The sequence below is a fragment of the uncultured Roseobacter sp. genome, from assembly GCF_947501835.1.
In the GTDB taxonomy this organism is placed as follows: Bacteria; Pseudomonadota; Alphaproteobacteria; order Rhodobacterales; family Rhodobacteraceae; genus Roseobacter.
Window position 1 is genome coordinate 272,123 of sequence record NZ_CANMXR010000004.1, and the last position, 14,188, is coordinate 286,310.

The 14,188-nt window shown below is 57.4% G+C and carries 11 protein-coding genes; 5 read left to right on the top strand and 6 right to left on the bottom strand.

Translation table 11 applies throughout. The features are described from left to right. Positions 1–76: 76 nt before the first annotated feature. The 4 genes from Q1A20_RS10360 to Q1A20_RS10375 all read right to left on the bottom strand — a co-directional run bounded on the left by Q1A20_RS10360 (position 77) and on the right by Q1A20_RS10375 (position 5,203). Positions 77–1,309 carry an AraC family transcriptional regulator gene (locus Q1A20_RS10360; protein ID WP_299916894.1) on the bottom strand — a complete coding sequence of 411 codons (1,233 nt, stop codon included), beginning with the start codon at positions 1,307–1,309 and terminating at the stop codon, positions 77–79. A gap of 84 nt (positions 1,310–1,393) precedes the next feature. Next, a complete protein-coding gene (locus Q1A20_RS10365; protein WP_299916895.1) occupies positions 1,394–3,268 on the bottom strand; it encodes a serine hydrolase in 1,875 nt (624 codons plus the stop codon). 296 nt (positions 3,269–3,564) lie between these two features. Further along, positions 3,565–4,509: a pyridoxamine 5'-phosphate oxidase family protein gene (locus Q1A20_RS10370; protein WP_299916896.1), complete on the bottom strand. Its 945-nt coding sequence runs from the start codon at positions 4,507–4,509 to the stop codon at positions 3,565–3,567. Between the two features lie 73 nt (positions 4,510–4,582). After that, a complete protein-coding gene (locus Q1A20_RS10375) occupies positions 4,583–5,203 on the bottom strand; it encodes a glutathione S-transferase family protein (RefSeq protein WP_299407279.1) in 621 nt (206 codons plus the stop codon). A 128-nt stretch (positions 5,204–5,331) separates the two neighbouring features. Here Q1A20_RS10375 and Q1A20_RS10380 point away from each other — a divergent pair, with 128 nt between their 5' ends. After that, positions 5,332–6,285: a LysR family transcriptional regulator gene (locus Q1A20_RS10380; protein WP_299916897.1), complete on the top strand. Its 954-nt coding sequence runs from the start codon at positions 5,332–5,334 to the stop codon at positions 6,283–6,285. Between the two features lie 22 nt (positions 6,286–6,307). Here the strand turns inward: Q1A20_RS10380 and Q1A20_RS10385 are convergent, their stop codons facing one another. After that, on the bottom strand, positions 6,308–7,393 hold the full coding sequence (locus tag Q1A20_RS10385; protein ID WP_299916898.1) for a glycosyltransferase family 61 protein: 1,086 nt from the start codon (positions 7,391–7,393) through the stop codon (positions 6,308–6,310). Positions 7,394–7,548: 155 nt separating this feature from the next. Between Q1A20_RS10385 and Q1A20_RS10390 the strand changes: the two genes are divergently transcribed. Both Q1A20_RS10390 and Q1A20_RS10395 read left to right on the top strand, forming a co-directional pair. Then, entirely contained in the window at positions 7,549–9,270 is a 1,722-nt protein-coding gene (locus Q1A20_RS10390; protein WP_299916899.1) for a hypothetical protein, read from the top strand. Positions 9,271–9,299: 29 nt separating this feature from the next. Next, positions 9,300–10,094: an FkbM family methyltransferase gene (locus Q1A20_RS10395; RefSeq protein WP_299916900.1), complete on the top strand. Its 795-nt coding sequence runs from the start codon at positions 9,300–9,302 to the stop codon at positions 10,092–10,094. A gap of 259 nt (positions 10,095–10,353) precedes the next feature. Here Q1A20_RS10395 and Q1A20_RS10400 read toward each other — a convergent pair whose 3' ends face one another. After that, a complete protein-coding gene (locus tag Q1A20_RS10400) occupies positions 10,354–12,246 on the bottom strand; it encodes a glycosyltransferase family 2 protein (protein ID WP_299916901.1) in 1,893 nt (630 codons plus the stop codon). 236 nt (positions 12,247–12,482) lie between these two features. On the opposite strand from Q1A20_RS10400, the gene Q1A20_RS10405 reads away from it, so the two are divergent. Together Q1A20_RS10405 and Q1A20_RS10410 are read left to right on the top strand one after the other, a co-directional pair. Beyond that, complete coding sequence (locus Q1A20_RS10405; protein ID WP_299407297.1) at positions 12,483–13,292, top strand: hypothetical protein; 810 nt, start codon at positions 12,483–12,485, stop codon at positions 13,290–13,292. A 2-nt stretch (positions 13,293–13,294) separates the two neighbouring features. Continuing rightward, a complete protein-coding gene (locus Q1A20_RS10410; RefSeq protein ID WP_299407299.1) occupies positions 13,295–14,185 on the top strand; it encodes a hypothetical protein in 891 nt (296 codons plus the stop codon). The last annotated feature ends 3 nt before the right edge of the window (positions 14,186–14,188 follow it).

Genomic DNA, 14,188 nt, shown 5'->3' on the forward strand with positions numbered 1-14,188 from the left:
AAGCAACGCAATTGTCCCCCAACGGTCAATAAATACGCCCTTGAATCGCTGAAAACTGCCACCGAGGCGGTGCCGCTTAGGTGTTGCAGATCGGTTTGGCCGTGTTTTCAACTGACGCGCCCTGCCGGAATTGCGAAGGTGTCATGCCAACCTCTTGTTTGAAAGCACGATAGAAAACCGACCGGGAGTTGAAGCCGACATCATAGGTGATCGCGAGTATGGAACTTTCGGTCGAAAGGAGCTGTCTTTTGGCGTCGTCAATCCGGAGCGCATTCACATAGTCGAAAAAGCTATGGCCAATCTTGTCGTTCAAAGCCTGAGAAACGTAATGTCGCTTTGCCCCGATTTTTTCGGACAGATCCCATAACGAAAGATCGGGGTTTTGGTAGAGCTTGTCCCTTACCATGGTCTGTTCGATCTTGGCCGCGATCCGCGCAAGCCGCGCGTGATCCAGTCCGGAACGGTCGTATTTTTTGAAGTCCTGAACGGGTTCGGTGTCTTCGGTAACTGGTCCGCGTGGCGGCGACATGCCCGGTTTTTGACGTATGCCCCAGACCGCGATGATCCACAAAAGCGCAATCTGGGCGAAAGCGCCGATATAAAACGAGCCCGCCGCCGTGGTGGTCCAGTCAAATTCACCGGAGGCTTCGGCCAGAATGCTGGCAAGGTTGAAGGCCCAGAAAAATGCAACCGCCGCGGTCAGACACCAGATCCACCGCAATTCCCGACCCTCAGTGCTGGCGTAGAGGTCTTTCAATCGGGTTTTGTAGGATAGCAGAAGCCGGACCGTCAGCACCGCGTAAATTGGAACAAGCGCGTAGAAAACCAGTGTCACGCACCAGAGGAGTGCAACAGTTGTTCCCTGCAATGCGAGCGCGTAGGCGTCGAGAGATGGTGCGCCAAGGGCGGCCTGTTGTGTCAGCACGAAGAGGTAAACGAAAACTGCAAAGATGATCGGGGGCAGGTGCCAACCGCGTTTGACCGGATCATGGGGCCTTGTGGGGTCTTCGGTAAGGCGCCGCACGTAGAGCCAGAGCAGGAAGGGTTGAACGGTGCTCAGCGGAACTTCAGCCAGATCGAAAGTAATGTGCAGCAAAGACGCGGGGTTGCTGAGCGTGAGGTGCTCCACCGGCAGCGCGAGTAGACGCAAGGCATTGGACAGAAAGAACAACCCAAGCGGTAACCGGGCGCGCCGGTGGGGGCCCGGCAACAGCAGCAGATGCGCACAAAAGGCCGACATCATCAGCAACCCGACCGCCAGCGCCAGGCGCCAGTGTTCGATATCGGATGTGCCAGACGTATAATCCATGTCAAACCCTTTGCGATCAAACCCTGAGTTTTGGAGGTTCAAAACCCCCAAAACCCCATTGTCACCGGCGCCTCAAGGCCTCCATCAAAAGATGAAGGCGTCTTCTATTAGCTCAATCTGCGACACACCGAACAGATCAATTTCATTCTCGCCATATGAGATCTGGACATGCCCGTGCGAGCGGCTTTCGATCTGGAGATCCTCAAAGCTGAGACCTGTTGCCGAAAAATCCAGAAGGTCCTGAGTTGCATTGAAACGATAGATCCGGTCTTGCCCGGAGTCGTTCTGGAATACAAAAACATCCGCGCCCTGACCACCCCACATGCGGTCGTTTCCACGCCCACCATCCAGCGTGTCATCGCCGCGTCCTCCGTGCAGAAGGTCCTGATCGGCACCGCCGGTCAAAACATCATCACCATCTCCACCGGAAAGATAATCGCGCCCCGCGCCGCCGTGCAGGGTGTCCTCCCCATATCCGCCGCGCAGCACATCATTGTCCGCGCCGCCGTTCAGCATGTCATCGCCCGATCTGCCAAAGAGGTGATCGCGGCCAGCCCCGCCATCGATCTTGTCGTCACCGAAGCCACCGCGCAGATGATCATTGCCGTCAAGTCCGAGGAGCTGGTTGTCCGCATCTGCGGCATCTCTGGCATGGCGCAGCACATCAAAGTGGTCCCGGCCACCTGCGCCGATCCAAAGCATCGAGCCGTCCTGAAAGCTGAACATGTTGGTGTCCAGATCCGCAAGCGCACCTTCGAAGGTCAGGCTTGCGCCATCCAGAGTGAGGACCGCCTCCGCCTGACCGGTGACATCCAGCCCTTCGCTCAAGACCACGTCCGCGGCTGACCCTGCAATCTCGAAACTGCTGTCATCGGGATCAAAGCTGGCCCAATGCGTGTCGTTGAAGATCGCGGCGAAGGCGGAGACAAAGAGATCAACCGGTTCCGCGCCGGAATGCGACGCCGCCACCGATACGATTGTGCCGCTGTCGACATGCACGAATGTCGCCGTGTTGGTGCCCAATGTGCCGCCCTGAAAACCGACCAGCTGTTGCCCAAAGACGATACCGGATGACAGGCCGAAGCTTTCCCCGTTCAGACTTGGCGTGCCATCGGGCGCGCGAAAATCCAGCATCTCTGCCAATTGCTCAGGGGGCAACAGGGTTTTGGACAGCAGCAGCGCATCCATGAAGCGGATCATGTCGCTGGTGGTCGAGACAACACCGCCCGCCGCGCCGTAGTCGAGCGGGGCGTCGGTGACCTCGATGGTCTGCCCCTGTCCCAGATCCGCGTAGGAATGCAGCATGCTGTCAGACCCGCTATGCGGCCCGAAACTGCTGTCGTTCATGCCGGAGGGGTCGAAGATTTGGTTGTGCAGCAGCGTGCCGAAATCCTGCTCGGTAACCTGTTCCACAAGTTTTTGAAGCAGCAGAAAATTCGTGTTGGAGTATTCGTAGCCCTCGCCTGGGGCAAAGGAGGCCGGCTGATCTGCGGCAATTGCCAGCAGGGCGTCGGGTCCCATCGGTTCCGTCGGATTGGCCGCAAGCTGTTCGATGAAAACCGGTAATCCGCCCTCTCCGGGAACGGTATCAAAATCCGAAATGCCGGAGCGATTGGCCAGAAGTTCGCGCACCGTCACGGTTTCGATATTGGCGATGCCCTCCAGATCGGAAATATCCATCTGAGCGCTCAGAGGTGCATCAAAGTCGATTTTACCCTCCGCAACAAGGTTCAGAACGACAACGCTTGTCATCATCTTGGTTTGCGAGCCGACCTGGAACTGGTTGTTGATGGTGGCGGGTTCGCCTGTCGCGGCATCGGCGGTACCGCGCGCCTGCGCGACAGACAGCCCATCGCGGGAAATCTCCATCAGAACCGCCGGGGCAGGGCTGTCATCATAGAAAGTGTCAATCACTGCGCGCGGGGCGTTCTGCAGGGCGGAAGGGTCGAAGATAGACATGTCGTGGTCCTTGGGGTTTGGGTGTTGAAACGTTTCCTTTTCGGTGGGTGTTGTTTGCCCTGACCACGCGCCGCTGGCGTCCGGATCGGTCGGTAAGGACAAATCCGGAGGTTTTGCTGCATGCGGGACGCAAACTGTGGGTGAAGTTTTGGGTCAAGCGCCGCAGGATTTCAGCCGAATACTCAGCTTTAGAACCGCTCTCGGCTGCAATCGAATTTCTGGTGTGGAGGGATTGATGCGGGCAGGGGAAACCAGTGTCTTAGCTATTGCATTGAGACAAAGCAGTCAGCGTCGGCCTAGATGTCGCGCGTTGAACGGCTGCGAAAAGGCAATGCATTCGGAATGCGCAGGCCGTGGTCCAGCGTAAATTGCCAGGCGCGCTCAGCGTTCTGAAGCGCCAGCACCCTTGGGTCATCTTCCCAAAGCAGGTCTACCGTGCCGGTCAGCATCAAGACATCCCCGGTTTCAAAATCCGGAAAAATGAGCCCGGCTTTGGGGTTCAGGAGAAAATTTCCCAATGTGTTGAAAAAGAAATTACCAGCGTAATCGGGGATCGTCAGCGTATCGCCCTCAACCCTGACGAAGCCAGCCTCGCCGCCGCGATGAGAAACATCAACGCCGCCCGCTATCGGGTCTTCGGCAGGCTGCGCGCTGCTGGCGACAAAGAACACATCGGCGTTTTCAATGGTTGATTGCGCGGCATGATCGAGATGTTCGAAAGATTGGGTCGCTGGGTGCGCCCCTTTTGCGCCCGGGTCGCGGACATATTCGATTTCGCGGGTTTGGATGTATTTCGGGCAATTGCCAAATGACTGATCAACGCCCAGAGAAAACCCACCGGTACCGGTGCGTGTGACCTGCGCATTCATGCGATTGCGCCGTCGTGTCGACATTTCAATGCCCAAAAGGCCAATGGGCGTGCCGATGCTCAGCGCTTTGCCCAGGGGGTCATCCGCAAGTGGCATCGCGTTGATGTCTAATTGTTTGGGATCGGGCGAAGAGAGAAAACCGATCTGCCCCGCAATGATCGAGGCCCAAGGCCAGCCATCCGCGTCGACGCTGCCCAGAACGACAAACGGTAGCTGACCAAAGAATTCCCGATGCTGGTCCGGCATGAAGGGTCGGATGACGCGACGACCGATTTCTCGCATGCGGTCGCGCTTGCCAGCCCTAGCTTGCAATGCCTGCTCTCCCACGTGAAACGGGTCTTTGGCAGGCGTATCTTGGGGCAGGTCGCTCATGATGAACCTCGGGTTTTCGCGGGATGATCCGACCACATCACCCGATGCGGTCGGGAAAATCGGTTGGGCAGCCTCAGGCGGAAAGCCCGGCCTTGGTGACAGGCATTGGGACAAAACCGTCCAGGGCTTCGATGTTGGCAAGAAGCCGGCGCACATTCGGATAGGGTTCCAGCGAGACATCTCCCTCCGGGGCGTGCGCCGTGTAGCTGTATATCGCGACATCTGCGATGGTGGGCTTGTCCCCGACAAGGAAATCCCGCCCGTCAAGATGCGCGTCCAGTCTGCTCAGAACCCTGGCGGCGGTTGCCTGACAGAACTCCATATCAAATGGCGCATTGAACACATTGATCAAACGCGCCGCCCCAGGACCAAAGGCAAGCTCTCCCGCGGCAAGGGTCAGGAATTTTTGCACCTCCGCTTCGCCAACCGGATCGGTTGGAATGTATGCGGGGGCGTATTTGCGGGCGAGATAGACCAGAATGGCATTTGAATCGCTGATCACCGTTTCGCCGTCTTCGATGACCGGCACCTGACCATTGGGGTTGAGCGCCAGAAACGCGGGGGTTTTATGCGCGCCGTTTGGCAGGTCAACCGTGATGACCTCGTGATCGATCCCGGCAAGATTGGCGAAAAGGACGACGCGGTGGGCGTGACCGGAAATGGGAAAGCTGTGAATGCGAATGGGGTCTGACATGTCGTAGGTCCTTTTCAGGTGGTGCAGAATGTGACGGCTGCGGAGGATGTAGCGCATCCACTGGCCGGCGATAATATTATCGCTTATTCAATCACTATGAACGTGGCGGCGATTATGGGAGGTGGACTATGGACACGATCGAAGGGATGCGAACCTTTGTTGCGGTTGCGGGCGAAAGCTCGTTCACCAACGGCGCCCGCCGTCAGGGCATCAGCACGAAGCTTGCCAGCAAGTATATTCGCCAGCTGGAAGAGCGTCTGGATGCGCAGCTCTTTCATCGGACCACCCGCAGCGTGACGCTGACCGAAACCGGGCAGGCCTACTATGACCGCTGCCTGCCGATGCTGGACCAGTTTGATGAACTGGAAGGATTGGTGCAGGCGCGGCAGTCGGAGTTGGCAGGACCCATCCGCATCACCGCGCCGACGGGATACGGCGGCAATCACCTGGTCAGAGCACTACACCCATTTCAGGCGGCGCATCCCAAGGTACAGATCGAATTACATCTCTCGGACCATCACGTGTCGATCGTCGAAGAGGGCTACGATCTGGCGGTGCGGTTTGGTGACCTGAAGGATTCCAGCCTTGTCGCCCGCAAACTGACCGACATGCGTATTGTCTGCTGCGCGTCACCTGAATACCTGGCGCGTCACGGCACGCCAACCGATCCGGCGGCTCTTGCAACCCATAACTGTCTGCTGCCGACAACCTCTGCAACACCCGATCAATGGGAATTCCGGGTGCAGGGGGAGGTGCGTAAATATGCGGTTTCCGGCAGCTTTCGCGCGAATTCACCGCTTGCGGTTGCACAGATGACGGCGAACGGCCTGGGCATCGGGCGCATGCCCTTCTACACCGCCGAACCCTTCCTGGAAGCGGATCGCTTGCGCGTATTGTTCCAAGATCAGGAATGCAAGGTAATCGGGCTCTATGTCGTTTATCCCCCAAGTCGCCATCTGACGGCCCGCATCCGCGGCTTGATCGATCACCTTTGCGGGGGGAAGATAGTCACTGGGAGCTTTGATCCGCACCCTCCTGCGACAAACTCGTTTTCCGGGAAAGATTTCACCTGGTCGACCTGAAACACGCACCCTGGATCTGTGATCAAGGCGTCGTTGCCACCGGCACGCGGCGCATCTCTCCCCGGTTCATGCTCTGGAGGATGTTCTGAATGTCGGGTTCCTGCAGCGGATCGGTGGCCGGCACATCTGCAATAAACTCATTCTCGACCAGCAAGGCGCGCAGCTTTGCAAAATCAAGCTCGCCGATTGATCGGAAATCAACGCGTTTCGCGCTTTCATCGACCCAACTGGCGCGCAGAGCATCAAGGACGTGCACCTTGGCATCGGCAAAGAGGTCAAGCTGTTTCGCGAGCCCCTCCAGCAAACCCGAATGACGGCGCAGGATCATTCCGACACGCGCGCCTGGCTGCAAAGCGTAGGCGGCCAAATGCAACGCCGATCCGTCCAGGCAAACCAGCTCACGGGCGGCGCGATAGCGGGCGAGTTGATCCGGGATGCTATGGTCCTGCGGGTGAAAGATGGTATAGCCGTTGGCGCGCATGATCTCTTCGATCACCGTTTCCCCGAAAATGCCGCCGCGATTGTCCGCAAGCGCGCTGCGGGATACGTAAAGCCGTTCTGGTCCCTCCGGGTTGACCGCCTGTGCGACCTTCGCGCGCGTGTACTGGCGATACCGGGGTGACCCGGTGATCCGGCTATGGTGGCCAAAACCGGGGTCCGCAACGATCAGATTTTCGACCCGGGTCGGATCGCGCAGGATGCGAAGGGGTTTGCCGCCGCTCAAGATATTCAAAAACGGGGCGTATCGCTTGCGGGCCTGTCGAACACCGCCGCTGCGAAACTGGGTAAAGATGATCCCGTCAACGCGGTCCGCCAGTTCATCCAACGCCCAGAAACGTGTCGTGGATTCCAGCAAGAAGTGGCCAAAATGCGCGCGCAACCACCCGCCATAGAGATAACACCCTTCCAGAACCGGCGCGGTGCCGGGGTCCAGCGGTTGCGGCTCCAGAGCGGCCCGCCGGGGCCCCATCACACCGCGAGAGAAGTCACAAAATGCGCCATCGCTGTCCAGCACGCCGCAGGTGTTGTCTTGCGCGTGGGGGAACACAATCGCGTTTTGCAAGGTAACAAAGGTGTCGGAAAGTCCGCCAAAACGATTGTTACTCATTGCGTTTGCTCGATCGCTTGTTTTGCGCCTGCCGCCTCCAACAACGCCACAGGTTCCACAATGGTTCTAGGGACCGTTTTGACGAAAGTAAATCGTTGACATGGTTGGGCTGGGCGACCAGTTTACGGCACCAACAAACCTTGGTGACGCGTCGGATGACAAAGGTTGGGCTGCCTTCTTCTATGATGGAAACGGAATATCCAAACAGCCTTTCAGAGGCCGCCAGCCTGGACCGTTTCATTTTCAAAGGGAAGCATTGCGATATCACAGCGGTCCTCCGTTCGGATACCTTGTTGGTCACCTTTGACAATCTTGCCTCGATAGATGAACGCCCGACAGACGGGCCCTGGAAACCCTGGCTGGCCGATCGCGCCCAAGCGCTCGATTTCAGCATTCTGGGCATGCAAAGCCATCAGAAAGACTGGTACCGGACCCCGGAACCCGCAGAGCAGATCAAAACACTGCAAAAACACGGCTTTTTTGACCAATTCCGCAATATCCTTTTTGTCGGTGCTTCCATGGGCGGGTTTGCGGCGCTGTGTTTTGCCGGTCTTGTGCCCGGCGCCCGGGTTTTGGCCTTCAGCCCGCAATCCACGCTGAACAGAAAAATTGCGCCGTTTGAGCGGCGCTACCCCTGGCCCCACCGAAAGTTTGATTGGGAAACGCCGGCCTACCTTGATGCGGCAGAACATGTGGGTGCCATCGATGGGGGGCATGTTTTCTACGACCCGCGCGTGCGCGAAGACGCATTGCATGCCCAGCGATTAGAGGCGCCCGCACTGCAACAGGTGCGCATTCCTTTTGCCGATCACACGCTGATCCGCACGATTGCGAAATGCGGCGCATTGGAACAGCTGATCAAACAGTTGGCTGAAACCGGAACTCTGGACACGGCATTCTGGACAAAAATGCGCGCGCGTCGTGCGGACCCGCTTTGGGCGAAGCTTTTCCTGCGCGCGGCGGCGGCCCGTGGGGATGGGCCCCTGGCGCGCCGCGCTTGCGATATGATGTCGGACACCTATGGGTACACCTTTGCCCGCCGCATCCGCAAACGCATGATCGCGACGGCCCGAGCGGAAGCTGCCGAGAGGCAAGACCGTGGCAATCCTGCGCCCCCTTGGATCGACGGGTTAAGCGAAACCGATATCAGGCGGCGTATTCCTGTTTTTGTGAATTCTTACAATCAGTTGACCTATTTGCGGGATACGGTGAATTGGTTCGCAAAGCATGGGTTTGAAAACCTCCGCGTCCTCGACAATCAATCGACATTTCCCGATCTTCAGAAATACTTCGACAGCGAGGATTTCAAGTCCAAGGCGCGACTGATCGCATTGGATGACAACCTTGGCCCGCGCCGGTCTCTTGCCGTCGCCGCCGAAGACACCGCAACTGACGGTGGGTTCATCTTTACAGATCCCGACCTCGCGTTACCGGAGCCGCCTGCGCCGGATATGGTGACACGGATGTTTGAGATGGGCTTGCGTCATGACTATGTCAAAGTGGGTCTGGCGCTGAGCATTGATCCGGCGATCATCGACATTGACCGGGTCACCTACAACACCCGCACGGTGCAGCAGGTGGAAAACAAGTATTGGAAGAACGCGGTTGAGGCCGGGGTTTTCAAGGCCACCACCGATACGACGTTTTTCCTATACGTGCCGCGCGCCACCGATAACCGCCGGTTCAACGATTATGGCACCAGACAGGCGAGAATTCCGTCCATCCGTATCGGGCAGGAAGGGTTCATCGCCATTCACCGACCCTGGTTGCACAAAGACCAGATCGATCCGGCAGAGGAGCGATTTTACTTTGACAACACGGACGGGCATTCGACATTCGTTGTTGCGCAAAAGGCGGCTCGGGCCGGTTCAAAGTAAAGCGACAACGTAGCACCACAGGGATCACAATGGATATCGACAGTCTGGTCACAATCGACCCACAGCGACCCCGCAAGCTGCGTGGGCCGCTCAAGACGTTTTTGCTCCAGAGCTTTGCGCAGACCTGCCGCAAACCGATCCGGCTGGTGCAGGTCGGCGCGAATGACGGCAAGATGGCCGACCCCGTCTACCCATTTATCGCGAAAGGCGGTTGGACCGGGCTTCTGATCGAGCCGCACCCGATTTACTTTGCGGAGCTACAGGCGTTGCATGCCGGCAACTCCGATCTTGTTCTGCGCAACCTAGCCATTTCCGATGCGCCGGGCTCCCTGGAGCTGTTCCATCTCAACGAGGCGGCGCGGGACCGGTACCCGCATGGGCTGCGCGGCTGCGCCTCGCTGGAGCGCGGGCGCATGGAGGAGGCCCTACAGCGGGGCAAGAAACGCAAGAATGTGACCGTGCGCGAGGATGACATTGCCAGCACGCAGGTCGAGGTCAGAACGCTGCAAACGGTGCTGAAAGAAGAAGGCCTGCGTCAGGTCGATATCTTCGTGATTGATGTCGAAGGGCACGAAACCCGCGTGCTGAACAGTTTCAATCTGAAAGCGCTCAAGCCAAAGCTGATGATCATCGAATGCAACGGGTCGGATGTCGGGGATGAGAATGCGATTGTCGGCGTGATGAAAGAGGCAGGTCTGCGTGTTTCGCGTTTTGGTGATGATCTGATTGGCATCCGTCCGGGTGCGATCAAAATCCCGATGGAAGCGATGCTGCACTTTCTGGCGATTGCGCCCCTGCCGCCGGATGACGCCTCGACCGATTGAGGTGCTTTAGATCCGGTTCAGACTGACTTGGTGATCGGATAGGCATCGGTCACAACTGCGCGCAAGGTGGAAAATCGCGCGTAGGTCCCTGCACTTAATCACATGTGTTTCGGCGACGGTCATACGCACCTTGTCGAGTAATCCCGCTGCAGCATCACGTTCCAGAAGGCCAAGCTCTGCGCCACCGATGTCCAGTTTCAGAAATGCGATTTGGCGACGCCTCTGCGCCAAATTGTCGGTCCGAGAGCTTCGTTTGACTTCAAGTCGGTTTATCCTGTCGAAACATGGTGAGGGCGGCGTCGAGCGGCCGTTCTTCGAGGGGCACAAACCCCCGAGCCATGAGCCTTTCCGCGCAAATTGTCTGATCACACAGCCCCCCCAAAGCCCGCGCGCCGATGATAATCCGTTGCGGCAGGGCGTTCCTTTGGCTGTGCAGCGCCGTGTCGATCATCTCGGCGGTTAATCTGGGGTCGTTGATATAGAGGATCGTGCAATCGGTCTGCGTGATCAGGGTCGTCAAACCAGATGAAACATGTTGCCCATCGTTGGGATGAAAGAGCGGCGTCTTTAGAAGCTTCCGTTTTGCCGATTGCGCGATACCATTGTCATTCCAGATCCGTGCCGCGGTTACGACAAGGGGATAGCGCTCTTCTTGCGCAACAATCATCATATCGGGGAAGAGGCACGACAGACGGGCGGCCAGAAACCCGATGCCCGCGCCAACCTCCAGATAGCGATCTTTGGGCTTGATCAGGCCCGGCAAACGCCGCGCATGGTTACGCTCGAATTTGCCGTCCATGATGGCTTGCAAAGCCACGGCGCCAAACACGCGCGGGTCGGCGGGCAATTTGATCTGGTTGTTGACAAAGGTGGCCACTGGCGCGCCATCCGAGAGATCGATGTTGCCGGTGACATAAGGGTTCGCCGAGGCTGAAATGGAGGGTTCCGACCGGTACTCCCGTTTCTCCTTCGGGGCTTGGGCGAGCTTTTGCTCAATCGATGACATCTGTGCCGCGATCTTCTTTGTGTCGCGCTGTTGCGGCGGTTTGGCAATCACCTGCGTGATCGGCACGGCGGACGCCGCCTTGAGGCTGCTTACCAGCTGATCATAGGCGGGTGTCTTCTTGAAGGCTTCAAGACGGTTTTCGATGTCCGTGACCGCCTTGTGATGCAGCTTTGCCAAAACCTCGTCCGTCAGGAGCAGATCCATGATTTCACGGCGACGGGCGCTGTGGTCCAAGGCGGCCTCATCCACGGTTTCATTGCGGTCCTGCAGCGACCAATAATCCGCGTTATATTTGTCCTTTTTGTTGTTCACATTGCCGCGCAGTTTACGGATGGCATAGCTGTCCATCGACTTGATCGCGTAGTGGTTCATTTGCGCCCAGTCATATCCCACGGTGCGAACAATGGAGCGCCAGCCCCGGAATTTGAAGTAATCCTCCATCCAGCGCCCGGAGCCGTTCAACCAGCGCACGGAATGCGGAAACTCACTTTCCAGATGTTTGTTCTTTATCTTGGGGCGATGGATGCCCAGCCGCCAGTATTCCGGGTCGAATTTGAAAAGCGTTTTGACACCCCAGCCCTTGTTCCAAAGCGGGGGCGCGGCGCTCAGATACTGCTCCGTCACCGGCGCGCGGGACCAGTGCTGCACCCCGCTCGATCCAAATATGCGCCAGGTGATGACAATCCCGTTCGCGCCCACCTCCTGCGCGGCACCGATCATGTCATCCAGCGTTCGATTGCCGTATTTGATGCACAGGAATTCGTCCGCGTCGAACACCAGAACCCAATCGCTGTTGCGCACGATCGGCTCTTCCTGTGCGTATTTCAGCGCTGAGGGTTGCGGTTTGACCCCGTCAGGAATGTCATTGCGGCGATGATGCGCAAGTCCGAGTTCCTCCAGACGGATCAGCATGTCGTCGGTGCCATCCGAACAATCGTTGGTGTAAACGACAAGATCGGTAAACCCGAGGCTCAGGTGATGCGCGACCCACTCCAATAGATAAGGTCCCTCATCCTTCATCATGGAAACAGCTGTCAGCCGACCATGAGGGCTGACATGACGCTTGAGGGGGAAATCGACAGTGCCAAAGATCTCAGAGAGATCTCTTCCCGGGCCGCTGTGGTCTTTCTGCTTCGGTTTGCTCATACCAGCCATCAGAATTTGCTGACCGTTTTTTGGTATTTGCTGCAGCAACGGCCGTTTTTCGTTGATTTTACAATGTCAGACACCCGTGCCCATGAACAGTGGCAAATCCGTCAATACACCGGGTTGTGGACGCCTGGCCCCGGAAAGCGCTGGACATGCCAGACCCAACTGCGCCATCTTTGCATGCAACCAAATAACAACTGTCGGGCAGCGACAAACCTAGGTGGGAAAATTTGATGGCAGCGCTCAATCGTCGACCGGTCGCGTCTTTGTGGATTGGTGATAAGCTTCATTATATCAATCAGTTATGCCTTAAATCACACATTCTTGCAGGCCATCCGACGACGCTCTACTGTACCGATGAGGTGACGAATGCGCCCGAGGGGGTTGAAATCCGCCCGGCCTCTGAAATCATGGATATCGACATGGGTATTGTCGAGCAGACGAGCGCGTCTTTTCTGTCCAATGTCTTTCGCTACAAGATGATCCGCAAGACGGATGCGATCTGGATCGATTGCGACGCGTTTTGCCATAAGCCATTTCCGGATGAGATGACGCATATCTATGCCGGGCATGGATTTCTGGGCGCGTTGAACTGCGGCGTGGTGTACATCCCGCCACAGGGTGAGCTGATTGATCTGCTGATGGACTACTATGAAAACTTGCCCGACGCACCGCCATGGTTCAACAAGAACCAGCGCCGGAAGCTTGACCGCATGACCGACGCATCGCACGCGGTGCGCATTTACAAGGCCGAACGGACGGCCTTCGGGCCGCAGGCCTTTACCTATTTCGCCAAGCAGACCGGCGATTATGAAAAAGCGCTCGACAACAGTTACCTCTATCCCGTGCCGTTTCAGTTGAACGATGTGTTTTTTGATCCTTACGGGCGGGTCGAGGGCCACTTTACGGAGAATACGCTTTCGGTTCACCTCTACACGAACGGCACAAAACCCTGGTGGCGCAAGAACCCGCCGCTTGAAGGATCCTATGTCTGGCGCATGTGCGAAAAGATCGGGATCGAGCCTGAAAAAGCGTTGAAGTAGAAATGGATACGAAGGTGGCTGCCGTGGACGGCAAGGATGCGTCGCTGACAATATTCTACATCGTTGAGCCACCCGAATACGAGATCATGGCCAGCTACCTCTTGGCCTCGATCCGCACGCGATTTCCTGCAAACGTCAAGGCCATCGGGTATTGCCCCAAGCACCGGTACCACGAGCTGCATCCGGCCGTGCATGTGGCCCATGAAAAAATGGGCGCGGAAATCAGAACCTTCGATACGGGTGGACGGTTTGAGCCTGCCTATCCGCATGGCAATAAAATTCTGGCCTGCCTGGAACCCCGTGACACCGAATGGTCGATGTTTGCGGATTCGGATGTGCTTTTCATTCGCGACAATACGCCGGGGAATATTCTGCGCGCGGGGCATGTGTCTTGTTCGATGGCGGCGTCGATGCTCTGGGCGGAACAATCGATCTGGGAGGACATCTACGGTGCGCTGGAGATGGATATTCCCCCCGAACGGTATCGATTGATGCGGCGCAGCAAAGGTCCGGTCATTCCCTATTTCAGCTCCGGGCTGGTGGCGTTTCCCGAGACCGACACCACCGGCAAAGGTCGGTTTCCCGATGTCTGGTACGAGACGGCGCAGATCGTCGATCAGGTCGAAACCCTGGACCGTCGCCGCCCCTATCTGGATCAGATGACCCTGCCCGCCGCAATTCGCAAGGCCGGTCTGGATTGGAATATTCTGCCCGAAGAGCAGCATTTCATCCTTGGTGGCAAGCTGAGGAACCAGCCCTTTCCCGAGGATCGGGAAATTTTCACCATCCATTACCGTAACATGGACAACCTGCGCAGATCCGGAAAACTTGGCGAGGCGCGGGATAATCACAACAGGCTGACGGGCACGAAGTTTGTCCGACGGCTTGTCTAGACC

Coding starts and splice junctions, on each gene's coding strand:
- Q1A20_RS10360 (WP_299916894.1), bottom strand. CDS start 1,309: ATGGATTATACGTCTGGCACATCCGATATCGAACACTGGCGCCTGGCG.
- Q1A20_RS10365 (WP_299916895.1), bottom strand. CDS start 3,268: ATGTCTATCTTCGACCCTTCCGCCCTGCAGAACGCCCCGCGCGCAGTG.
- Q1A20_RS10370 (WP_299916896.1), bottom strand. CDS start 4,509: ATGAGCGACCTGCCCCAAGATACGCCTGCCAAAGACCCGTTTCACGTG.
- Q1A20_RS10375 (WP_299407279.1), bottom strand. CDS start 5,203: ATGTCAGACCCCATTCGCATTCACAGCTTTCCCATTTCCGGTCACGCC.
- Q1A20_RS10380 (WP_299916897.1), top strand. CDS start 5,332: ATGGACACGATCGAAGGGATGCGAACCTTTGTTGCGGTTGCGGGCGAA.
- Q1A20_RS10385 (WP_299916898.1), bottom strand. CDS start 7,393: ATGAGTAACAATCGTTTTGGCGGACTTTCCGACACCTTTGTTACCTTG.
- Q1A20_RS10390 (WP_299916899.1), top strand. CDS start 7,549: ATGACAAAGGTTGGGCTGCCTTCTTCTATGATGGAAACGGAATATCCA.
- Q1A20_RS10395 (WP_299916900.1), top strand. CDS start 9,300: ATGGATATCGACAGTCTGGTCACAATCGACCCACAGCGACCCCGCAAG.
- Q1A20_RS10400 (WP_299916901.1), bottom strand. CDS start 12,246: ATGAGCAAACCGAAGCAGAAAGACCACAGCGGCCCGGGAAGAGATCTC.
- Q1A20_RS10405 (WP_299407297.1), top strand. CDS start 12,483: ATGGCAGCGCTCAATCGTCGACCGGTCGCGTCTTTGTGGATTGGTGAT.
- Q1A20_RS10410 (WP_299407299.1), top strand. CDS start 13,295: ATGGATACGAAGGTGGCTGCCGTGGACGGCAAGGATGCGTCGCTGACA.